Source organism: Streptomyces stelliscabiei (genome assembly GCF_014873495.1).
Taxonomy (GTDB): domain Bacteria; phylum Actinomycetota; class Actinomycetes; order Streptomycetales; family Streptomycetaceae; genus Streptomyces; species Streptomyces bottropensis.
In genome coordinates this window covers 8,146,893-8,167,527 of record NZ_JADBGF010000001.1, presented here as the reverse complement: position 1 = coordinate 8,167,527, position 20,635 = coordinate 8,146,893, and the positions used below count along the sequence as shown (strand labels likewise).

Genomic DNA, 20,635 nt, shown 5'->3' with positions numbered 1-20,635 from the left:
GGTGGTGGGCGAAGATCCAAGTGCGCCGTCCGCACCCCATGACTTTGTGAATTCCTTCACCCACCCCCTTGGCCGGGCCACGGAATCCGTGCTGAGATGCGGCCACCACTCAAAGCTCAAGGGCGTGCTCGGGGAGGGCAACGTGGCGCACACCGCCATGTCCGGTAACGGAACGACCGCCGGTGACGATCCACTCCAGACCGCGGTATGGCGGCTGCGCTCACGCGCCTGCTGGGTCGACGCGGCAGCCCTGATCGAGCCCGACACCCCACAGGCCTCGCTGCAGCGGACCGCGCTGCTCGTCGAACGCTGCCTCTACACCGAGCAGGGCTGGGAGGAGGCCGAGGACGCGCTGCGCACGGCCGAGGCGCAGGCCCGTACCGACGACGAGCGGGGCGCGGCGGCCTGCGAGCGCGGCCAACTGGCGTACGCGGCCACGCTGCTCCGTGTCCGGGACCGCGCCGACGAGGCGCGGGCCGCGCTCGGCCGGGCGGCGGCCCTGATCGCCCCCGGCGCGCCCGGCCGGGCCCTGCTCGACTTCCGGCGGGGGGTTCTCGCCGAGAACCTCGCCCGATCCCCGCAGGCCGCGCGTGCCGCCTACCGACGGGCCCACGCCGGGGCGACCGCGCACGACGATCTGCTCCTGCAGTCCTTCACCTGGCGTCATCTCGCCGGACTCGCCCTGCGCGACGGCGAGTTGGCCGAGGCGCGGCACGGCTTCGCCGAATCCCTGCGGATTCGGGAGGAGTTGGGCTATCTGGTCGGCACCGCCCCGGCTCTCGTCGCCCTCGCGGACACCGAGTCCGAACCGGAGGCGTCGCGGCTGCGCGAGGAGGCGGGGCGGTTGTTCCGGCTGCTGGGCGGCGTACCGACGTGGCTGGCCCGGCAGTTGGCACCACCGCCGGCCGCGACGGCGTGACGGCGCGACGGGGGCATGAGTGCGGGTGCGTGCTTCGGGTGCGGACGGGTGGGGGCTGGTCGCGCAGTTCCCCGCGCCCCTAAGAGCACAGGCCCTGACGGGCCTGAAAAGCACGGGGCGCAGCCCCGGCTTTTCGGGGGCGCGGGGAACTGCGCGAGAAGCCCCACCGGGCCCGAGGCCGCCGACGCGACCTCAGCCCACCGCCCCGAAGTGTTTCTCCACCAGACAGCACGCCGCTTCCAGGTCCTCGGCCATCAACGCGTCCAGCAACGCGATGTGCTCCGCCGCGTCAGCCATCAGCTCCACGCGTCCCCCACTCCCGACATCCCCCAAGTGCCCGACCCCCAAGGGCAGTTGGGTACGCCGGTGCAGATCGTCCGCGATCTGCAGCAGCTGTTCGTTCCCGGCCAGCCCCAGCACCCCCCGGTGAAAGGCCCGGTCCGCCTCCCCGTACGTGGCCCGGCACCCGGTGGACGCCGCGCGAGCCGTCTCGTCGGCGAGCGGCCGCAGTTCGCCCCAGCGGTCCGCCGGCACCGTACGCGCGAGCCGCATGACCACCGGCACCTGGAGCAGCGCCCGCACCTCCGCCAGCTCGGCCAGCTCCCGGGCACCCCGTCGTACGACGCGGAAGCCCCGGTTGGGCACGACCTCGACCGCGCCCTCGATGGCCAGTTGCTGCATCGCCTCGCGCACGGGGGTCGCGGAGACCCCGAACCGCTCACCCAGCGCGGGCGCCGAGTACACCTCGCCCGGCGTCAGCTCACCGCCCGCGAGCGCGGCCCGCAGCGCGTCGAGGATCTGCCCCCGTACGGAGGACCGCTGGAGGACGGGTCGTTCCGGCGTGCGCGGCAGCGGGATGGGCGTCTCGCTGTGCGTGTGCTCGCCCCGGGCCGCGTCGGTGACGCCGCCGGTGTCGCCGCGCACCCCGGCGCCGCCGCCGTCCGCGGTGATGCCCCGTTCCCGGTCGACGTCCGCGACTCCGGGCTGCGCGGGCACGCGGTAGGCCGACGCCGGACGGGCGGCGGCCTCCGGCGCGCGCGGGGCGGCCTGACGCGAGCGCGGTCCGGCCTGCTCCACGGGTCCTCCTGCGAGCCGAGTCGTGTGTCGGGTGGGTCGGGCAGCGCGGCCGACGGGGTACATGGGGGCGCTTAGGTCATTACTGGGGTTGTTACCGGTCGTAAAGCACCATAGGCGCACATGCCCTCAGTTCAAACCTCGACCACCTCGGGTAAGGTAAGCCTTACTTGGCCAGCGATGGTGAAACGGCGGTCCCCGCATGCCCCACTCAGCTCCGGCACCGGCCCTTTCCGCGCGCACGTCACCCATGACGGCCGCGTACGCCCGCCTGAGCGAGGTCCTGCCGATGGTGAGCGTGACAGAACTCTCCCCCATGGATCCGTTGCCCGACGGCGAGGGGTGGGTCCGGGCGGCCGGGCTCGCGGCGGCCGGAGCCGAGCTCGACGCGTTCCTCGCCTGGGACGCGGCCCAGATACGGCGGGACCACGGCCGCGAGGGCCGGCCGGACGTGGTGGCGGCCTTCGGACTGCACCGGTACGCCTGGTACGCCTGCCTCCTCTTCACCGTCCCCTGGTTCCTGCAGCGCCGGGTGCCCCGGTTCCCCGCCGGGCAGGTGGCGTTCCAGCGGGAGCAGAGCCGGCTGGCGGTGCGTGGCGAGACGTTCAGCTGCCTGCCGGGCGATCCGGCGGCCGCCGAGCCGGGCGCCCGGGTGGTCCCGGACGAGGAGGCGCTGCGGGCCGAGCTGCGGGCGGCCTTCGCCGAGCACATAGAACCGGTCCTCGGCGGCTTCGGCCCCCGGATGCGGCGGCGGGGGCGGGCACTGTGGGGCATGGCGACCGACGAGATCGTCGAGGGGATCTGGTACGTCGCCGAACTCCTGGGCGCCGACGAGCAGGAGCGCTGCCGGCGCGAGCTGGAGCTGCTGCTGCCGGGCGCGACCCGGCCGTACGTGGGGGCCGCGGGCTTCCGTGAACTGACCGGCCCCGGCGGCGAGTCGCTGCCCACCCGGGACCGGGCGAGCTGCTGCATGTTCTACACGCTGGCCCCGGAGGACACCTGCGTCACCTGCCCGCGCACCTGCGAGGCGGACCGGATCGGCAAACTGACGGCCGCCGCCCGCAGTTGACGGGCCCTCGGGGGACGAGGATGCTTCTCGCGTGCCACCCCCCGGCGATCGCCCGCCGCCTGTGCCGTAAGATCAAATCCGGGTGGGACCCTTGTTTGATTACAGCTGGTTCACAAATTCCTCACTTGTCGCAGGAACTTTCCGTGGAACCACTCGAACGGGTAATCTCACTCGCACTCTACTCCCGTCCCTCGCGCGGTAGTTCGAGCAGAATGCCGCCTGGCGTCACTCATTGCACTTCTTTGGCGGTCTCTTGCCCCGAAACCCCCTGAGGGCCGCGAGGATTGGGCCACTATGGCGGGCGTTACGCCCTATCCCAATGCAAGGGACCCCTGATGAGATTGACCGACATATCGCTGAACTGGCTGCTTCCGGGCGCCGTACTGCTCCTGGGGATGCTGGCGGCGGTTGCGGTGCTCGCGCGCGGCAAGCGCTCCGGGGAGCACGCGAAGACCGATGACTCGTGGGAACGCAGCGAGGAGCGCCGCAGGCGCAAGGAGGCCCTCTACGCCACGGCGTCCTACATCCTCCTCTTCTGCTGTGCCGCGGTCGCCGCCGCGCTCTCCTTCCGCGGCCTGGTCGGCTTCGGCGAGCAGAACCTGGGCCTCTCCAACGGGTGGCAGTACCTGGTTCCGTTCGGCCTGGACGGCGCCGCCATGTTCTGCTCGGTGCTCGCCGTGCGCGAGGCCAGCCACGGCGACGCGGCCCTCGGCTCACGGATACTCGTGTGGACGTTCGCCGGTGCGGCGGCCTGGTTCAACTGGGTGCACGCTCCCAGGGGTCTCGGCCACGACGGCGCCCCGCAGTTCTTCGCAGGCATGTCCATGTCCGCCGCGGTGCTCTTCGACCGCGCGCTCAAGCAGACCCGCCGCGCCGCGCTGCGCGAGCAGGGCCTGGTGCCGCGTCCGTTGCCGCAGATCCGTATCGTCCGCTGGCTGCGGGCCCCGCGCGAGACGTACAAGGCCTGGTCGCTGATGCTCCTGGAGGGCGTGCGCAGCCTGGACGAGGCCGTGGACGAGGTGCGCGAGGACAAGCGGATCAAGGAAGAGACCCGGACGCGCAAGCGGGAGCAGGAACGTCTGGAGCGCGCCCACCTCAAGGCGATCAGCCGGGGCCACCGAGGTCTGCCCGGTCGTGGCGGCGGCGGTGGCGGTGGCGGGCGCCAGGTGGACACCACGGTGGAGCGCGTACCGGCGGCCCAGGTGGCCTCGGAGCCTGCCATATCGACGCCGGAGCAGCTGCCCGTGCGCTCGCGTCCCTCCCTGCAGCCCGTACGCAACGCTGACAAGTCGCTCACCGTCGACCTCACCGCCGAGGACGACACCATGGCCCTGCCGCGACTCGACTCCCTGGAGCGCAAGCTCAAGGATCTGGAGCAGCAGTTCGGCTGAGGGAGCCGGCGGCTCGGACGGAGCCACACATCGGACAGGGGCGCGGCAGAAGCCGCGCCCCTGTCCGTTTCACGTCGAGGGGGACGCCAGCCCACCGTCGAGGTCGAACCAGACCGCCTTGCCCACCCCGTGCGGCCGTACCCCCCAGGCGTCGGCGAGGGCCTGGACGAGGAAGAGGCCGCGTCCGTTGGTGCTGTCGTCGGCGTTCTGCACCCTGGGTCTGGGCCTGCGTCCCACGAAGTCCCGGACCTCCACGTGCAGTCCGCGCGGTGAGACGGTCGCGGTCAGTACCGCGTCGTGGTCGGTGTGGATGAGCGCGTTGGTGACCAGCTCGCTCGTCAGCAGTTCCGCTATCTCCGATCGTTCCGGCCGCCCCCATTGCCGCAGCAGCTCCCGCAGGGCCCTGCGGGCCTCGGGCACCGCCTTCAGGTCCGCCCGCCCCAGTGTGCGTTCCAGCTGTTCCGCGTCGGCCCTGTCCGTCGGGTCGCCGACCGCTTCCTCCACCACCTCTGCCGAGGAGGCCCCTGTCGCCACGGGACCACTCCCTCGCGCCTGCCTCTTCATGACCCCCGCCCACGCGCCGATGACGATTCCCCCTGTTCCGAACACGTACACGGGGATCCATGCCCCGTCCGGATCGCGGCACTCATGTCGAATCGTCAACGACCCTCCGTACGCTTTCAAACGCACAGGGTCAAGCCAGCTGTCGCCACCGCGGGAGAGCGCTTCCCCTCCTCCGAAACCCCCGCACGGCCCGCCGGACCCGTCCGCCCACCGCGCCCGCGGCACCCCCGTCCGAGGTCGAGAAGGGGCGCGATTGCCCATGCGGGGCCCTGGATCCGGTCATATCCTCCGCACGGACGGCCGCCCCGCGCGCACCGCGACGCCGGCCCGGACCGGCGGCTGGGCTCGATGATGTTGATTGGCCGGAAACCTTCGCTGGTACAGGCCAACCCGCGGCTGGTTGACGCCCTTGCGCGTCCTGTGGGGTGGGGTCTCAGGCCTCCCACACGGCGGCGGCCGTACGGTCGTCCGCGTAGCCCTTGACCCTGACCTGGGCATCGGCGAGGAAGGCGGCGAGGCCGGGCGGCTCACCGGCCCCCCAGCGCGACGCCAGATGCTCGGCGAGCGGGGCCTCCCCGCGCAGCGGTTCGGCCAGACCGCTGCTGCACAGGAGCAGGACGTCCTCCTCCCGGGCCACGGAGGCGCGGAAGCGGAAGGGCTCGCGGGGCGGCGCGGGCGCGGGTTCGTACGGGCTCGGGGGTGTCGTGATGTTGAGGTCCATGGTGAGGCGGTCGCCGTCGGGGGTCTCGTGGGGCAGCGAACCGAAGCCGAGCACCGGCGCGCCGGCCGTGTCGGCGACCCGGGGCTCTATGTCCTGCCACTCCCCGTCCCGCAGCCGGAACAGCCCGCCGCCGCCCACCCCGAAGAAGACGCGCGTACGGCACCGGGGGTCGGCCGGGATCAGCAGGCAGCGCAGGCTCGCCGTGTACTCCTCCGGGTCGAGCCCCTGCTCGACCGCGCCGGCGCGCAGTTTGCCGAGGCTGCGGTCGGTCAGCCGGTGCAGCCCGGACTTGAGGTCGCCGCGCCGGGCCGCGCGGATGTCATCCACCAGCCGTGCGTGGCTCAGCCCGACGGCCCGCCCGATCCACCGGCACGCCTCCGCCGCCGCGCGGTGCGCGCCCGGTGTGGCGCGGGCGCCGGTCGCCACGGCCACCAGCACGAGCGCCTGTTCGCCGAGGCCGAAGCGGGCGGTGAGGAGCGCGTCGCGTCGCGGCTCGCCCCGGTAGCGCGCCGAGTCGCCGCGCAGTGACGCGGCGCGCAGCGTGCACGCCCCATAGCGCGCGCCGTCCAGCACCGTGTCCGCGACCAGGTCACCCAGATCCTCCGGGTCCGCCGGCGGCAGCGCGGTCGGTTCCGCGTCGTACGTGGGCGGCCCGGACCCCACGTACTCCACCCGCACGCGCCTGCTCCCGGTGACCAGGGTGACCTCCTGCGCCTGGAGCGTGGGGGGCGGGGCGTCGGACGGTTCGGTGGCCGGGGAGGGTGCGGGGGTGCCACCGCGGGACAGATCCCCGGGGTGCCCGCTGCCGCTCTCGGGCGGCACATCCGCCGGGGGGCTCACGACGGGCACGCCGCCCGGGGACCGCTGCGCGGGCGCACGCCACCCGGGCGCGACCGTGCGGAATCCGGGCGGGGTGGGCCCGGACGGAAAGGTGACCGGCCCGGACGCCTGGGCCACCGGCGGCTCCCAGGGCGCCCGCTGCGAAACGAGCCCGCGGCGGGGGTCCGCGGCGGGGACGGGGGGAAGGGCGGGGGCCGGGGATGGAGGGGCGTGGTCGGGCACGGGAGGGGTGCGGTCGCGGGGCGAGGAGGGAGGGGTGTGGTCCGGCGGAGGCGGGACGCGGTCCGGCGGAGGAGGGGTGCGGTCGGATGCGGGCGGGGGGCCGGTGTACGGAGGGGTGCCGGTGGGCGGGGGCGGGGCGGGGGGCGCGGGGGGCACCGGCGGGTGACCCGACCGGTCGCCACGGTCGCTCTGCCGGGGGCCGCCGGGCGAGCCCTGCGGCGGCACCCTGTCCGTGTAGGGGCCCGGGGCGTGGCCGGGGGGCGGCGGGACCGCGTCGGTCGACGCACTCGGCGGGGTCGGGCCGTTGCCCGTGCCGCCCCGTCGTCCGTCGGGCTCGCCGCGTGACGTGGCCCTGGTGGCCGATGTGCCCGGCACGGCTGCCCAGGCGCCGGACGTGCCCGGTACGGCCCCCCAGGCGCCCGGCGGACTCGACGCCCTCGGCCGACTCGGCGTACTCGCCGGGTCGGGTGCGTCCGGCACTTCAGGCACTTCCGGTGCTTCAGGCGCGTTCGACACTTCCGGCACTTCCGGTGCTTCCGGCACGTTCGGCACTTCCGGCGGATCCGGCGCATCCAGTCCGTCCGGCGCGCTCGCCGGAGTCGTCCGCGGCTTCCCGACCGTGTCCGCCGCCGAGGCGAAGCGGTCGTCGAGGGAATCGGCCGCGACCGAGGGGCCCGTGTCCCCGTTGATGTCGTCGTCGTACAACTGCCGCCACCAGTCGTCCTCGTGACCGGTGGGCCTCTCCCCCTGCTGGCTCATCCCCTAATTGTCCACCTCAGGAGCCGTATGAAAACGGGGCATCCGGAAAATCGGTCCGCAGAGCCGACGACGTCACGGCGTGTCGGACTACACGTCGAACTCCGGTGCGAGGCAAGGGAGTCGGGGAAAGTCGAGGGATCCTAGGGATCCGGGCCACGCGGTGCGGGCGCCTGGCCGGTCGGCCCGCGTGTGCGGCATGTTCCTGGGATCCCGCCGTGGGGCCCCGCCTCGTCGGCCGCCCGCCGGCACGGCACCCCGGCCGCGGCCGGGCCGGGCCGGGCCGCGTACGAGCCCGGCCCGGTGACCTGGACCGGCATCTCTGACCTGCGCTTTCGCGCGCGGTCCTGCACCCTGGGCAGATGGGAGCGTGGGAACTCCTGCTGGTCGCGGTGGTACTGCTGCTCGGCCTGTGCGGAGTGCTGGTGCCCGGCGTGCCGGGGTCCTGGCTGGTCTGGGCCGGGGTCATGTGGTGGGCTCTGGAGGATCCGCGGCCCGCCGCCTGGTGGGTGCTGGTCGGCGCCACCGTCGTACTGCTCGTGTCGTGGGCGGTCCGCTGGGGCCTGCCACCCCGGCGCCTGACGGAGAGCGGCGCCACCCCCCGCATGGGCGCGTACGCGGGCTCCGGCGCGCTCCTCGGCTTCGTGCTGCTCCCCGTGCTCGGCGCGATCCCGGGCTTCGTCGGCGGTATCTACCTCTGCGAACGACTCCGCCTCGGCCGTCACGGCGCGGCGAAGGCCGCCACCCGCACGGCGATGCGCGCGGGCGGGTCGAGCGTCCTGGCGGAACTCTTCGCGTGCCTGCTGGTGGCGGGGGCGTGGGTGGGTGTGGTGTTCGGCGGCTGAGACCGGCCCACGCCGTCCGGCACCACCGCGCGCCCCCACACGGTGCGCCCCCACACCGCGAGCCGCCGCGCTAGAGCACGCCCTCCAGGCCGAGGAGGAGACGCTTGCGGCCGAGGCCACCGGCGTACCCCGTGAGGGTGCCGTTCGCGCCGATCACCCGGTGGCAGGGGCGGAGGATGAGGAGGGGGTTCGCGCCGATCGCCCCGCCCACGGCCCGTACGGCGGCCCGGGGCGCCCCGATACGGGCGGCGATGGCACCGTACGTCGTGGTCGCGCCGTAGGGCACGTCGTCGAGCGCGGCCCAGACCCGGCGCCGGAAGTCGGTGCCCTCGCCGCGCAACTCCAGCCGGAACTCCGTGAGGTCCCCGGCGAAGTAGGCGGCGAGCTGCTCCTCGGCCGCCCGGAAGGGCCCCGGGTCGCGCACCCAGCCCGGCAGCGGGACCCGCCCGCCCTTCTGGTCCGGCACGGAGAGCGAGGTGAGGGCGCCGGAGCCGTCGGCGGTGAGGAGGAGTGGTCCGGTGGGGCTGTCGACGACGGTGTAGTAGGTGTCCTGCTCGGTGCTCACGACTGCACTCCTTGTCCCAGAGCCGTTTCCTGTGCCTGTGCCCGTGTCTCGGGTTGTGCCTGCGACTGCGTCCGCGCCCGTGTCCGCGTCCGTCGCCGTGCGGCCGTGACCGGCTCCCGCTCGTCCGCCGTGCCGAGGTGCTGGAGGGCGTACGCACGCCAGGGCCGCCAGGCGTCCGGCAGGGTCACGTCCGGGGGTGCCGCGTCCGGGTCGCCGAGGGCGCGGGCGCGGATCGCCGCGACGGTACGGGCGCCCAGGCCGGGCAGGGCGAGCAGGGCCGCCTCGGTGGCGTCCCGGTCCGCCCCCACGTCGAGGCGGACGGTGCCGTCGGCCAGGGCGGTGGCGAGGGCGCCGAGCAGGCCGGCCTCGCCGGTCAGGGCGGCCGGTTCGGGGAACAGGTGGGTCAGCGTCCCGTGCGGGGCGTCCAGGGTCCTGCCGTACACCTGTACGAGTCGCGCCGCCTCCTCGCGGCCCACGAGCGCCCGTACCGCGCACTCCTCCGGATCGGCCGCGCCCGGCGAGCGCAGCCCCGGCCGGGCGGCGACGAGCGGGGCGAGGCGCGCGTCCTCGGCGAGGCGCGCGTCCACGGCGTACGGATCGGCGTCCAGATCGAACAGCCGCCGCAGCCGCTGCACGGCGGTGGTCAGGTCCCGCGGGTCGGTGAGACGCAGCCGGGCGTCGAGCCAGCCGCCGGGGTGCGGGGCCGCGGACGGGGCCGGGGGCGGCGATGTGCGCGGCCGGCCGCTCACCGGCCGTTCGCCGACCTCGGCGACGGCGGTGCCGTACGGGAGGCGGAGGGTGCGCCGGTAGGTGCGCCGGCCGCGTCCGCCGGTCATCTCCTCGACACCCGTGACGGCCTCGGCGGCGAGGACGTCGAAGAGCGCGGTGGACTGGTACGGGCCCCGGTGAGCGAGCCGGAGCGGGATACCGGCGCTCGGCGAGGGGGCGGAGCGCCGGGGTGCGCCGGCGCGGAGGCCGCTGGGGGTCAGGGCGTACACGGCCTTGATCGTGTCGTTGAACTGGCGCACGCTGGCGAACCCGGACGCGAAGGCGATCTCGGTGACCGGCAGGGCGGTGGTCTGCAGGAGCACGCGGGCGGTGTGGGCCCGCTGGGCGCGGGCCAGGGCGACGGGCCCGGCACCGACCTCGGCGGTGAGCTGCCGCTGGACCTGGCGCGCGCTGTATCCCAGCCGTACGGCCAGCCCGGCGACGCCCTCCCGGTCGACCACGCCGTCCCCGATGAGCCGCATGGCCCGACCCACCGCGTCCGCGCGGACGTTCCACTGCGCCGACCCGGGGACGGCGTCCGGCCGGCACCGCCGGCAGGCGCGGAAGCCCGCGCCCTGGGCGGCGGCGGCCGACGCGTAGAAGCGGACGTTCTCCCGTTTCGGCGTGACCGCCGGGCAGCTCGGCCGGCAGTAGATCCCGGTCGTCCCGACGGCGAAGAAGAACGCGCCGTCGAACCGCCCGTCCCTGCTGCGTACGGCCTCGTACCTGGTGTCCTCGTCCTTCATGACATCAAGTGTCGACGACGGTGACGAGCGGGGCTGGCGGGATTCGGACACGATGCTGGGTGCCCCGGGGACGGGGAAGGGGAAGGGGAAGGAGGGGCGCGCGGCCCCGCCTCCCCCCGGGGGCGTGCGCGCGGAACCGCGCGACACGCCCCTCTCGCCCGCGCCGGGATCAGCGCCGGCCGCCCCTCTTCGCCTCCATCGCCGCGCGGCCCTCCGCGCCGCGCCGCTTCCACTCCTTGCGGATCTCGGCCCGCACCCGTGCGTCGCTCTTGGCGACGATCCGCTGGTTCTCGCGGAGCAGCTTGCGGTAGCTGTCGAGGCGTCGCTCGGGCAGTTCACCGGACTCGACCGCGCCGAGGACCGCGCAGCCGGGCTCGGCGATGTGCGCGCAGTCGTGGAAACGGCAGTCGGCGGCGAGTGCCTCGATCTCCGCGAAGACCTGCCCGACCCCGCTCTCGGCGTCCCAGAGGCCGACGCCGCGCAGGCCCGGGGTGTCGATCAGGACCCCGCCGCCGGGCAGGGCGAGCAGGTTGCGGGTGGTCGTGGTGTGCCGTCCCTTGCCGTCCACGTCACGGATGGCCTGGACGTCCATCACGTCGTCGCCGAGCAGCGCGTTGGCGAGGGTCGACTTGCCGGCGCCGGACTGCCCGAGCAGTACGGAGGTGCCGCCGGAGAGCACCGCGGCGAGGACGTCGAGGCCCTCGCCGAACGCGGAACTGACCGTCAGCACGGCGACGCCGGGCGCGACGGTCTCCACGTCCTGCACCAGATGCGCCAGTGTGGCGGCGTCCGACACGAGGTCGGCCTTGGTGAGCACGACCACCGGTTGCGCCCCGGACTCCCAGGCCAGCGCGAGGAACCGTTCGACCCGGCCGAGGTCGAGTTCCAGGGCGAGCGACACGGCGACGACCGCGTAGTCGACGTTGGCCGCGAGGATCTGTCCCTCGGCGCGCTTGGAGGAGGTGGAGCGTACGAAGGCGCTGCGGCGGGGCAGGTAGGTGCGGACGTAGCGGGGGTCGCCCGCGGGTTCCACGGCCACCCAGTCGCCCGTGCACACCACCCGCAGCGGGTCGTGGGGGGTGACGAACGCGGTGTCGGCCCGCAGCGGACCGTCGGAGGTGATGACGTCGCACTGCCCCCGGTCGACCCGGACGACACGGCCGGACAGCAGACCCTGCTCGGCGTGGACGGCGAACTCCGCTTCCCAGCCCTCGTCCCAGCCGTACGCGGCGAGGGGGTGCGGGGAAGTCGAAGAGGCCGAAAGAGAAAGGAGGTTCAAGGGAAACCCTTCACAAGGGCGGCCCCGGCGGCACGCGCGTGCGCGCTGTGTGGGAAAGGTCAGCCGGAGGCCACGGAGGTGGAGTGGATGATCTTCTGGTTGCGGGCAGCGCCCATCACAGAGACAGCCATCGGTCACACCTCCCGTTTCTCCGTACGACTGACGTACTTCCGCGTACTGGTTCGTCCTGCTGACACACGACTGACAACGGCAGCCCTGAGCCACCGCGTGAAGCCCCCTCAGGATAGGAACACCCGGCGGCGGACGCCAACCAATTTCTCAGGGGCTTCGAACGACTGCCGCACCCACGAAGGGCGGGGGGACCGACGCCCGGGTTCCCCCCGGCCGTCGGTCCCGTACGGGTCACTTCCCGAGGAAGGCGAGGAGCGCGGTGTTGACCTCCTCCGCGTGGGTCCACAGCAGACCGTGCGGGGCGCCCTCGATCTCGACGTAGTCGGCGGAGGGGAGCGCCTTGTGGAACGGGCGCGCGGTGCCCTCCACGGGCAGGATCCGGTCGCCCGTGCCGTGCAGGATCAGGGCCGGCACGTCGATGGCCGGGATGTCCGACCGGAAGTCGGTGTACCAGGTCGACGGCGCGGCGGCGGCGGCGAAGAACCCGCCGCCGGCCGCGACGTCCCAGCTGTGGCGGACCGCTTCCTCGCTGATCCTGGTGCCGAGGTTCTCGTCCAGGTTGTAGAAGTCCTGGTAGAAGGCGGTGTAGTAGGCGTACCGGTCCGCCTTCACGGCCGCGACGACGCCGTCGAAGAACTCCTTCGGGGCGACCCCGTCGGGGTTGTCGTCGGACTTCAGCAGGCAGGGCTCCAGCGACGCGAGGAACGCCACCTTGGCGACCCGCTCCGTGCCGTGGGCGGACACGTACCGGGCGACCTCGCCCGTGCCCATCGAGAACCCGACCAGGACGGCGTCACGCAGGTCGAGGGTCTCCATCACCGTGTTCAGGTCGGCGGCGAAGGTGTCGTAGTCGTAGCCGGTCGTCGGCTGGCTGGACTGTCCGAAACCGCGGCGGTCGTACGTGATGACGCGGTACCCCGCCTCCAGGAGTACGGCGCTCTGCCGCTCCCAGGAGTGCCCGTCGAGCGGGAAGCCGTGGATGAGGACGACCGGCTGCCCGCTCCCGTGGTCCTCGTAGTAGAGGTCGATGGTGGTCGAGTTCTCCTGGCCCACGGTGATGTACGGCATGGGGGTTCGTTCCTTCGTTCGCGGATGACCGGCGTCCGGCTGAGCGGCACGCACGGCGGGAATGCGACGACCATAGAAAGAATCACCCGCTGTCGATCGTCCACGAGTGCACCGGTTCTTGCCCGGCAGCGCAAGGGTGGAGCCGCGGTTCGCGTTCGTGGAGCCCCTCCGGCTGTCCGCGACGGGTGCCACCGCACGCGCCGCGGGGCGGGGCACGCGCCCCGGGCGGGCTCTCCGCCCTCCGGGACGCGACGCGTTCACTTCCCCGTCGCGCAGGGACTCCCGTCGAGGGTGAACTTCACGGGGTCGGGGTTGTCGAAGCCCTGCCAGATGCCGAGGAAGCCGACGCCGAAGGTGCCGCCCGCGGCCACGGACTTGTTGTAGTCGGCGGCGCTGACGCTGACCTGCGAGCCCTCCTGGTCGAAGGTGCCGTCCCACATCTGGGTGACGCGCTGGTCGCCCGCGTAGGTCCAGCCGAGGCGCCAGCCGTCGAGGGCCTTCTTGGAGGTGACGGTGACGGTGGCCTGGAAGCCGCCGGGCCATTCGTTGACGAGCTGGTAGCGGACGTGGCAGATGGCCTTGGGCGACTTGCCGGGGTCGACCGGTTTGTGGGAGACGCGGGCCGGCGACGAGGAGTCGCCCTGGGGCTCCTCGTTGCTGTTGCCGCCCTTGTCCTTGTCGTCGCCCTTGTCGCCCTTGTCGCCGGAGCCGGTCGGCCCGGGCCGGGTCGTGCTCTGCAGTTCGGACCCCTCCCCGGACGGGGGCGGGGACACCGGGAACCTCGGGTCCTGCTGGACCACCGGTGAGTCGTCGGCGGACGGGCCGCCCGCGATCGTGTCGTCCTCGCCGAAGGGCATGAGGGAGACGGCGAGCGCCAGCACGGAGACCAGACCGGCGGCGACGAGCAGCCCGTTGCGGCCGAACCGGGGCCCCGGCTCCCGGCCCGGCGAGAGTCCGCGGTCGGCACCGGTGGCGTCGGCGCGCCCGGGGAGCAGCCCGGCGTCGGCCGCGCGGCGGCGGCGCTCCAGGTAGGCGAGTCCGCTCCAGCCGATCACGCCGCCGGCGAGCGCGGCGGGCAGACCGCCGCCGTGCAGGCCGAGGCAGGCCGCGGCCTCGGCGCACTCCACGCAGGTGGCGAGGTGGCGCGAGAGGTCGTCGGGGGTGTCGGTGCCGGGCGAGCGGGTGACCGCGTCCAGCAGCCGGGCGTAGCTGCGGCAGTCGGGGTTCATGGGCGTGTCGAGCTGACTGCGGGCGCAGCGGTCCCTGAACAGCGCGCGCACCTGGTCGAGTTCGGACCGGGCGACTTCCGGGTCGAGGCCGAGGCGGCGGGCCACCGAGCCCAGCGGCAGCGACTCGACCTCGGCGAGCCACAGCAGGGCCGCGTCGGGTTCCTGCATGTCACGCAGGGCGCGCAGGGCGAGGGGGCGGTGCAGCGGCGGGCCGGTGTAACGGGCGGCCTTGTCCGAGTTGAGCCACAGGCGCAGGTCGGGGTCGAGCCGGTGGCCCTGGCCGCCCGCCTCCCAGGTCGCGGCGGTGGTCCTGACCCAGGTCAGGAGGAAGGGTATGCGTGGCAGCCGCAGGGCACGCCGTCCGGCACCACGGTCGGCCCATATGTCGAACTCCAGGGCGCGGGCCTCGTGCATGCCGTGCGTGAAGGCGTCGGTGGCCAGTTGGGTCGCCGCCGTCGAACCGGATGTGCACAGGTCGGCGTACGACAGGACCGCGTCCCAGCACTCCGAGAACAACGCGGCCTCGGCGGCGTCCTGGGGCTTCGGCAGGTCGGGCATGGGTCTCCTGCATCCACAGAGCGAGGGGGGAAGTTCGCAAAAGCGGTCAACTACCCTTTGCTTCAAGGGAGTTGGGGGGACCACCTTGCGGGTGGCCCAGAGCTTTTCACGGTTTCCGCACAACTGACAAGCCGCGTCTTCAAATGCCGTCACCAGTGGTCACGCTTGTGGAGTGGTACGTACGCCGGACCCGATCGACTCAACCGTCACAGGAATTACCGACTGGAAACGTAGTCGGTACTCTCCGTGTCGGCCCCCTTCTCCCCCTCTAGCCCTTGGTCGTCTCCTCGGTCGCCCCCTTGGGCGCCTCCTCGACGGCCGGGAGGCTGTCCATGAAGGAGCTGACGGAGAAGACGGCGTTGCCGGGTCCGGGCGGGCCGTAGCCGGGCGGCGAGGACAGCCCGAACTCGTCCATCGTGGCGCGGTAGGCCTGCAGCAGCCGGATGTGGTACTCCAGCGGCGCGCCCTGCGGGTTGGCCTTGCCGAGCGGGGTCGTGGGCTCCGGGCACCAGGTGGTGAAGCGGGGCGTGATGCCGTGCGACATGAAGAAGCGCAGGCCCTCGGTGGTCGAGGCGATGGCCTCGTCGACCGTGGTGAACCCGAACGGCTCGGCCATCTCCACGCCCGCCACGAAGTTGGGGATCACGTTGCGCGCGCCGAAGACGCCCGCCGAGTCCAGGATCCGCTTGTGCCACTCGTCGCGGCCGACGTAGCGCTCCTTGCCGGGGCAGTACATCTTGAAGAGGTACTCGTCCCACACCTCGTAGTTGGGGTGGTAGATCTTGACGCCGTAGTCGTGGAAGCGCTTGACGTCGTCCAGCGGCAGGGCCTGGGCGACGACCTTGCCGATCCAGCGGTCGGGGAAGCGCTCCTCGATGGCCTTGGCGTAGTGGCCGTAGAAGTCGGCCTCGTCCCGGCCGGAGACCGTCTTGGTGATGGCGCCGCCGGTGAGCGTGTACGCGGTGGAGGTCTTCGCCGTGTCGTACCGGTCGATGATCTCCAGCGCCTCCAGTACCTCGTCGACGTCCTTCACGCCCGTGTACGGCCTGCCCGCCGCCTTGTGCTGGCGCCAGTTGTGGTTGATGTCGCAGTACTGGCACTCCTCCTTCGCGCCGAAGTACTGGCAGACCCGGAAGACGGTGAGGTAGATCAGGTAGCCCCACTGGATGGTCGGGGCCACCTCCATCACGGACTTCCCGTTGGAGAGGGTGTGCCGGTAGTACTCGGGCATGGGCGGCACGCCGACGTCGGCGATGCGCCGCCCGTCGAGGTAGAGGCCGAGGAGGCCCTCCTCGTCGGAGGCCACCCGGTAGGGCGAGGCGGGGTTGACCCGTACGGAGACGACCGTACGCCGCAGGTCGTACGGGCCGCCGGTGAGGATGATCTCCTCCGGCGGGCGGCGCAGCGCGGCCTCGCCCAGCTCGGGGAGGGTGCCGTGGTCGAAGGAGAAGATGAAGTACGACTTCGGCTTGACGTCGCCCTTCTCGTTGTCGCTCAGCGCGGAGGCGTCGAACGCCACCCCACCCCTGAGCAGGTCCTCCTTGAAGACGGCTTCCCGTGGCACGTGCGGGAACCTCTCCATCAGGTCCTCCACCAGTGCGGTGCGGCTGCCCATCCCGTTCTCCTCGCTCCCGACGTCACGCAAGAGGTCGTCCGTCGTCGTTGTTCGCCACCTCACGGTATGCCTCCGTGGGCGGGGACGTGGGAGCGGGGGCCCTCGGCGGGGCGGGGGTGACGACGGTCACCGGTTTCCTCGTGCGCGCCGCCGCGCGGGCGCCGGCCGCCGGGAGCGGTCCGAGGGCGGCTGCTGCTCCTCGTGCCGGGGCCGGTCGATTCGTTCGGGTGCCTCGTGGCATGGGCCGTCGCGGTGGCGGCGCCGGGTTCACGCCATGCGTTCCAGCGTCGTGCGGTCCAGGGCGTGGGCCAGTTCCCGGCCGGTGGTGAGGCGTTCGGCCTCTTCCGTGACCGCGAGGCCGAGACGGGCGACCTCGTTGCCCTGGGAGCCGGCCAGGTGGGGGGTGACGAAGGCGTTCGGCAGGTCGAGGAGGGGGGAGTCGGCGGGCAGGGGTTCGGGATCGGTGACGTCGAGGATCGCGGACAGCCGGCCGGCGCGCAGCTCGTCGACGAGGGCGGCGTGGTCGACGAGGGCGCCGCGCGCGGTGTTGATCAGGACGGCTCCGTCGGGCATGAGGGCGAGTGCGCGGCGGTCGAGGAGCCGGTGGGTCTCGGGGGTGTCCGGGGCGTGCACGGTGACGATGTCGCAGGTGCGCAGCAGGTCGTCGAGCGGCAGCAGGGGTACGCCGAGGGCGGCGGCCCCGGCCTCGTCGACGTAGGGGTCGGTGAGGCTCACCGTGAGGTCGAAGGGGCGCAGCAGTTCGATGACGCGGCGGCCGATGCGGGAGGCGCCGATGACACCGACGCGGCGGCCGTGGTTGCCGATGCCGGGGACGAATCCCCAGCCCGGTGAGACGCGCTCGGTCCGCAGGCGTTCACGGCGGCCGAGGATGTCCTTGCCGGCGAGCAGGATCATGGCGAGCGTGTACTCGGCGACGGGCACGGCGTTGGCGGCGGCGGCCGTGGAGACGGCGATCCCCCGCTCCCAGACGTCGGGGGTGACGAAGCCCTTCACCGAGCCCGCCGAGTGCAGCACCGCCCGCAGCCGGGGCGCGGCGTCCAGGACCGCCCGGTCGATACGGGGGCAGCCCCAGCCCGTGACCAGCACCTCGGCCTCGGCCAGCGCCTTCCGGACCCGGGGGTCGGCGAAGTCCTCGGCGACCAGGGCGGGATCGATCTCGACGGTCTCGCGCAGCCGGGACAGCACCTCCGGCGGGAAGACCTGCGGAACGTTCGGTGCCGTCATGGCGAAAAGGGCGAGCGGACGCTCGGGCAAGGAAGGACCTTCCGACTGAGGGGGAGGCAGGCGGCAGCAACCGCTCTCTACGGTAGGCAGGCGCCCGCCAGAGGGTCAATGAAGGGGTGTGGGGCAGGGGCGGAGAAGATGGCCCTCGACAGCGACGGCTCGTGGAGCGCGGAGGACATCCAGCATGACGGCGGAGACCCTGACCAACTGGGCCGGGAACATCACGTACACGGCGAAGGAGCTGCACCGGCCGCGTACCCTCGACGCGCTGGGGGCCCTGGTCGCGGGCAGCGAGCGCGTGCGGGTGCTGGGCAGCGGGCACTCGTTCAACGAGATCGCGGAGCCCGGCCCCGAGGGCGTTCTGCTCTCCCTGACCGGCCTGCCGCCGGCGGTCGACGTGGACACGGCGGCGCGTACGGTCCGGGTCGGCGGCGGTGTCCGGTACGCGGAGCTGGCCCGCGCGGTGCACGCCCACGGTCTCGCCCTGCACAACATGGCCTCCCTCCCGCACATCTCCGTCGCCGGCTCGGTGGCCACCGGCACCCACGGCTCCGGCGACGGCAACGGTCCGCTCGCGGCGGCCGTGCGCGAGGTCGAGCTGGTCACGGCGGACGGGTCGGCGCTGACGCTCACGCGTGGCGACGACCGCTTCGGCGCGGCGGTCACCTCGCTCGGCGCCCTCGGCGTGGTCACCGCGCTCACCCTCGACCTGGCGCCCGCCTTCGAGGTGACCCAGCACGTCTTCGGTGAACTCCCCCTGGACGGGCTGGACTTCGACGCCGTCTCGGCGTCGGCGTACAGCGTGAGCCTCTTCACCCGCTGGCAGCACGCCGGCTTCGACCAGGTGTGGGTCAAGCGTCGCCGGGACCGGCCCACGACGGACTTCCCGTGGGCCGCGCCCGCGACCGAGGCGATGCATCCGGTGCCGGGGATGCCGGCGGTGAACTGCACCGAGCAGTTCGGCGTGCCCGGCCCCTGGCACGAGCGGCTGCCGCACTTCCGGGCGGAGTTCACGCCGAGCAGCGGGGAGGAGCTGCAGTCGGAGTATCTGCTGCCGCGCCCGTTCGCCCTGGACGCCCTGCGCGCGGTCGACGGGATCCGGCACGCCGTGGCACCGGTGCTGCAGGTCTGCGAGGTCCGGACGATGGCCGCCGACGAACAGTGGATCGGCCCCGCCGAGGGCCGGGACACGGTCGCGCTGCACTTCACGTGGATCGCGGACGCGGCGCCGGTCCTGCCCGTGGTGCGGCGGGTGGAGGAGGTGCTCGCGCCGTTCGAGGCGCGACCGCACTGGGGCAAGGTGTTCACCGTGCCGGCGGCCGAACTGGGGCGGCTGTACCCCCGGCTGGGTGATTTCCGGCGGGTGGCCGACGGGCTGGACCCCGCGGGCAAGTTCCGCAACACCTTCGTACGGGAGGTTCTCGGCGCGTAGGAGTGCACGGTCGTTCTCCGGCCACGGTCGGCGGTTCGCCGGACGACTTCGTAAACCCCCTTTCCTAACCCCTTGTAGAAAGCCCCTTCCGCGCCATAGCCTTCGACCGCGCCGGGGCAACAGGCCTCGTCATGGCCTGGAGGGATCGAGGGGATCATGTCGTCGGTGAAGCGCACCTCACGCGACATTCGCACCGCGAACCGCTACGAGGTGCTCCGCCAGATCATCGCCAAGTCTCCCACCTCCCGGCAGGAGCTGGCGGCGGCGACCGGGCTGAGCCTCGCCACGGTCGCCACGCTCGTCGGTGAACTGCTCGACCTCCGCATGATCACCGAGGTCGGGTTCGAGGACTCGGCCGGGGGCCGCCCCCGGGGGCTGGTGGCCGTCAACGCGTCGGGGGGCGCGTTGATCGGCGTCGACATCGCGGAGACGTACGTCCATGTCGAGCTGTTCGACCTGGCGCTGAACGTCCTGGCCCGGGCCGAGGAGGACGTCCGGCCCGGCGAGAATCTGCCCGAGCAGATGGTGGGGCACGTGGCCGCCGCCGTCGGCTCGGTGGTCGCGCAGGCCGGCATCGAGGGCGCGCGGGTGCTCGGCGTCGGGGTGAGCGTGCCGGGGCAGGTGGACCGCGCCACCGGCATCTCGGAGTACGCGCCGAACTGGGACTGGCACGACGTACCACTGCTCGACCTGCTGACCGAGCACATCGCCTATCCCCTGTACCTGGACAATCCGCTGCGCGCCGTCGCGGTGGCCGAGCTGTGGTTCGGGGCCGCGCGGGGGCGCGGGGACGCCGTGATCGTCAACCTCGGGACCGGTGTGGGAGCCGGGCTCGTCCTGGGCGGCGGGCTGCACCGGGGCGTGAGCAACAGCGCCGGGGAGTGGGGCCACACCACGATCGTGCTGGACGGCCGACTGTGCCACTGCGGCAACCACGGGTGCGTGGAGACGTATGTGGGCGCCCCGGGGATCATGCTGAACCTCCGGGAGCTGAGTCCGCGCAGCACGCTGCTGCATCCCGAGGACCAGACGGCCACCATCGCCGCGCTCGCGCGGGGGGTGGCCCGGCAGGACCCGGTGGCGGTCAAGGTGGTGCGCGACACCGCCCGCTATCTGGGTGCGGGCATCGCCGACCTGGTCAATCTCTTCAATCCCGAAGTGGTCGTGCTGAGCAGCTGGGTCGCGGCCGCCCTCGGTGAGCCGCTGGTCGCGGAGGTGCGCGAGGCCGTCGCCCGGCACGCGCTGCCGCGCCCGATGGCCGCCACCGACATCGTCCTCTCCCTGATCCCCACCGACCCGGCATGCCTCGGCGCGGCGACGTTCGCGCTGGAGGGCGCGCTCCAGTCGGTCGGGCAGAAACCGGGCAGACGCGCCGCCCCGGACAAGCCCGCCGTACGCCGCCGAGGGCGCCTCGACGAGCGCGAACGGCTGCACCCACACCCCTGAGCCGAGGGCCGCCGGACCCTGACCCGGCGGCCCTCACCCCCACGTCAAATCCATTGCACCGCACGGACGTTCGGAACACCGAACCGAATACAACGCTTCGAACAGACTTCGTCCAACCCCTTGCCGAAGCCTTAGCCGAAGGTTAACGTCC

The 20,635-nt window shown here is 73.1% G+C and carries 16 protein-coding genes; 6 read left to right on the top strand and 10 right to left on the bottom strand.

What is annotated here, in order from left to right; translation table 11 throughout:
• Window positions 1-142: 142 nt before the first annotated feature.
• Complete coding sequence (locus tag H4687_RS35920; protein ID WP_046918715.1) at window positions 143-919, top strand: hypothetical protein; 777 nt, start codon at window positions 143-145, stop codon at window positions 917-919.
• A gap of 192 nt (window positions 920-1,111) precedes the next feature.
• Here H4687_RS35920 and H4687_RS35915 read toward each other — a convergent pair whose 3' ends face one another.
• Window positions 1,112-1,996 (bottom strand): GntR family transcriptional regulator, encoded by an 885-nt coding sequence (locus H4687_RS35915; protein WP_046918709.1) that lies wholly within the window; start codon window positions 1,994-1,996, stop codon window positions 1,112-1,114.
• A gap of 199 nt (window positions 1,997-2,195) precedes the next feature.
• On the opposite strand from H4687_RS35915, the gene H4687_RS35910 reads away from it, so the two are divergent.
• Both H4687_RS35910 and H4687_RS35905 read left to right on the top strand, forming a co-directional pair.
• Window positions 2,196-3,062 (top strand): (2Fe-2S)-binding protein, encoded by an 867-nt coding sequence (locus tag H4687_RS35910; protein ID WP_404819298.1) that lies wholly within the window; start codon window positions 2,196-2,198, stop codon window positions 3,060-3,062.
• 335 nt (window positions 3,063-3,397) lie between these two features.
• The gene (locus H4687_RS35905; protein ID WP_028796597.1) at window positions 3,398-4,453 is read left to right on the top strand and encodes a DUF2637 domain-containing protein; all 1,056 of its coding nucleotides are present in this window, start codon (window positions 3,398-3,400) and stop codon (window positions 4,451-4,453) included.
• A gap of 69 nt (window positions 4,454-4,522) precedes the next feature.
• Here the strand turns inward: H4687_RS35905 and H4687_RS35900 are convergent, their stop codons facing one another.
• Together H4687_RS35900 and H4687_RS35895 are read right to left on the bottom strand one after the other, a co-directional pair.
• On the bottom strand, window positions 4,523-5,017 hold the full coding sequence (locus tag H4687_RS35900) for an ATP-binding protein (protein WP_179860253.1): 495 nt from the start codon (window positions 5,015-5,017) through the stop codon (window positions 4,523-4,525).
• 433 nt (window positions 5,018-5,450) lie between these two features.
• Window positions 5,451-7,559 (bottom strand): protein phosphatase 2C domain-containing protein, encoded by a 2,109-nt coding sequence (locus tag H4687_RS35895; protein ID WP_192781758.1) that lies wholly within the window; start codon window positions 7,557-7,559, stop codon window positions 5,451-5,453.
• Between the two features lie 359 nt (window positions 7,560-7,918).
• On the opposite strand from H4687_RS35895, the gene H4687_RS35890 reads away from it, so the two are divergent.
• Window positions 7,919-8,401 carry a DUF456 domain-containing protein gene (locus H4687_RS35890; RefSeq protein WP_046919793.1) on the top strand — a complete coding sequence of 161 codons (483 nt, stop codon included), beginning with the start codon at window positions 7,919-7,921 and terminating at the stop codon, window positions 8,399-8,401.
• 70 nt (window positions 8,402-8,471) lie between these two features.
• On the opposite strand, the gene H4687_RS35885 is transcribed toward H4687_RS35890, so the two are convergent.
• The 7 genes from H4687_RS35885 to H4687_RS35855 form a co-directional block, all read right to left on the bottom strand.
• A complete protein-coding gene (locus H4687_RS35885) occupies window positions 8,472-8,966 on the bottom strand; it encodes a methylated-DNA--[protein]-cysteine S-methyltransferase (protein WP_005482079.1) in 495 nt (164 codons plus the stop codon).
• Complete coding sequence (locus H4687_RS35880; RefSeq protein ID WP_046919792.1) at window positions 8,963-10,480, bottom strand: DNA-3-methyladenine glycosylase 2 family protein; 1,518 nt, start codon at window positions 10,478-10,480, stop codon at window positions 8,963-8,965. The genes H4687_RS35885 and H4687_RS35880 overlap by 4 nt, the downstream gene beginning before the upstream one ends.
• Before the next feature lie 169 nt (window positions 10,481-10,649).
• A complete protein-coding gene (rsgA, locus tag H4687_RS35875; protein ID WP_050399328.1) occupies window positions 10,650-11,759 on the bottom strand; it encodes a ribosome small subunit-dependent GTPase A in 1,110 nt (369 codons plus the stop codon).
• A gap of 363 nt (window positions 11,760-12,122) precedes the next feature.
• On the bottom strand, window positions 12,123-12,959 hold the full coding sequence (locus H4687_RS35870; RefSeq protein ID WP_046920212.1) for an alpha/beta fold hydrolase: 837 nt from the start codon (window positions 12,957-12,959) through the stop codon (window positions 12,123-12,125).
• A 257-nt stretch (window positions 12,960-13,216) separates the two neighbouring features.
• A complete protein-coding gene (locus H4687_RS35865) occupies window positions 13,217-14,746 on the bottom strand; it encodes a cellulose-binding domain-containing protein (protein WP_046920213.1) in 1,530 nt (509 codons plus the stop codon).
• A gap of 268 nt (window positions 14,747-15,014) precedes the next feature.
• Window positions 15,015-16,361 (bottom strand): radical SAM protein, encoded by a 1,347-nt coding sequence (locus tag H4687_RS35860; RefSeq protein ID WP_046920214.1) that lies wholly within the window; start codon window positions 16,359-16,361, stop codon window positions 15,015-15,017.
• 267 nt (window positions 16,362-16,628) lie between these two features.
• Entirely contained in the window at window positions 16,629-17,636 is a 1,008-nt protein-coding gene (locus H4687_RS35855) for a hydroxyacid dehydrogenase (RefSeq protein WP_050399327.1), read from the bottom strand.
• A 154-nt stretch (window positions 17,637-17,790) separates the two neighbouring features.
• On the opposite strand from H4687_RS35855, the gene H4687_RS35850 reads away from it, so the two are divergent.
• The gene (locus H4687_RS35850; RefSeq protein WP_046918316.1) at window positions 17,791-19,038 is read left to right on the top strand and encodes an FAD-binding protein; all 1,248 of its coding nucleotides are present in this window, start codon (window positions 17,791-17,793) and stop codon (window positions 19,036-19,038) included.
• Between the two features lie 156 nt (window positions 19,039-19,194).
• Entirely contained in the window at window positions 19,195-20,484 is a 1,290-nt protein-coding gene (locus H4687_RS35845; RefSeq protein WP_046918315.1) for an ROK family transcriptional regulator, read from the top strand.
• Window positions 20,485-20,635 lie beyond the last annotated feature (151 nt).

Bases quoted from the DNA above. Each gene is read 5' to 3' on its own strand.
- H4687_RS35910 (WP_404819298.1), top strand. From the start codon at position 2,196: ATGCCCCACTCAGCTCCGGCACCGGCCCTTTCCGCGCGCACGTCACCC.
- H4687_RS35905 (WP_028796597.1), top strand. From the start codon at position 3,398: ATGAGATTGACCGACATATCGCTGAACTGGCTGCTTCCGGGCGCCGTA.
- H4687_RS35900 (WP_179860253.1), bottom strand. From the start codon at position 5,017: ATGAAGAGGCAGGCGCGAGGGAGTGGTCCCGTGGCGACAGGGGCCTCC.
- H4687_RS35895 (WP_192781758.1), bottom strand. From the start codon at position 7,559: ATGAGCCAGCAGGGGGAGAGGCCCACCGGTCACGAGGACGACTGGTGG.
- H4687_RS35890 (WP_046919793.1), top strand. From the start codon at position 7,919: ATGGGAGCGTGGGAACTCCTGCTGGTCGCGGTGGTACTGCTGCTCGGC.
- H4687_RS35880 (WP_046919792.1), bottom strand. From the start codon at position 10,480: ATGAAGGACGAGGACACCAGGTACGAGGCCGTACGCAGCAGGGACGGG.
- H4687_RS35870 (WP_046920212.1), bottom strand. From the start codon at position 12,959: ATGCCGTACATCACCGTGGGCCAGGAGAACTCGACCACCATCGACCTC.
- H4687_RS35865 (WP_046920213.1), bottom strand. From the start codon at position 14,746: ATGCCCGACCTGCCGAAGCCCCAGGACGCCGCCGAGGCCGCGTTGTTC.
- H4687_RS35860 (WP_046920214.1), bottom strand. From the start codon at position 16,361: ATGGGCAGCCGCACCGCACTGGTGGAGGACCTGATGGAGAGGTTCCCG.
- H4687_RS35850 (WP_046918316.1), top strand. From the start codon at position 17,791: ATGACGGCGGAGACCCTGACCAACTGGGCCGGGAACATCACGTACACG.
- H4687_RS35845 (WP_046918315.1), top strand. From the start codon at position 19,195: ATGTCGTCGGTGAAGCGCACCTCACGCGACATTCGCACCGCGAACCGC.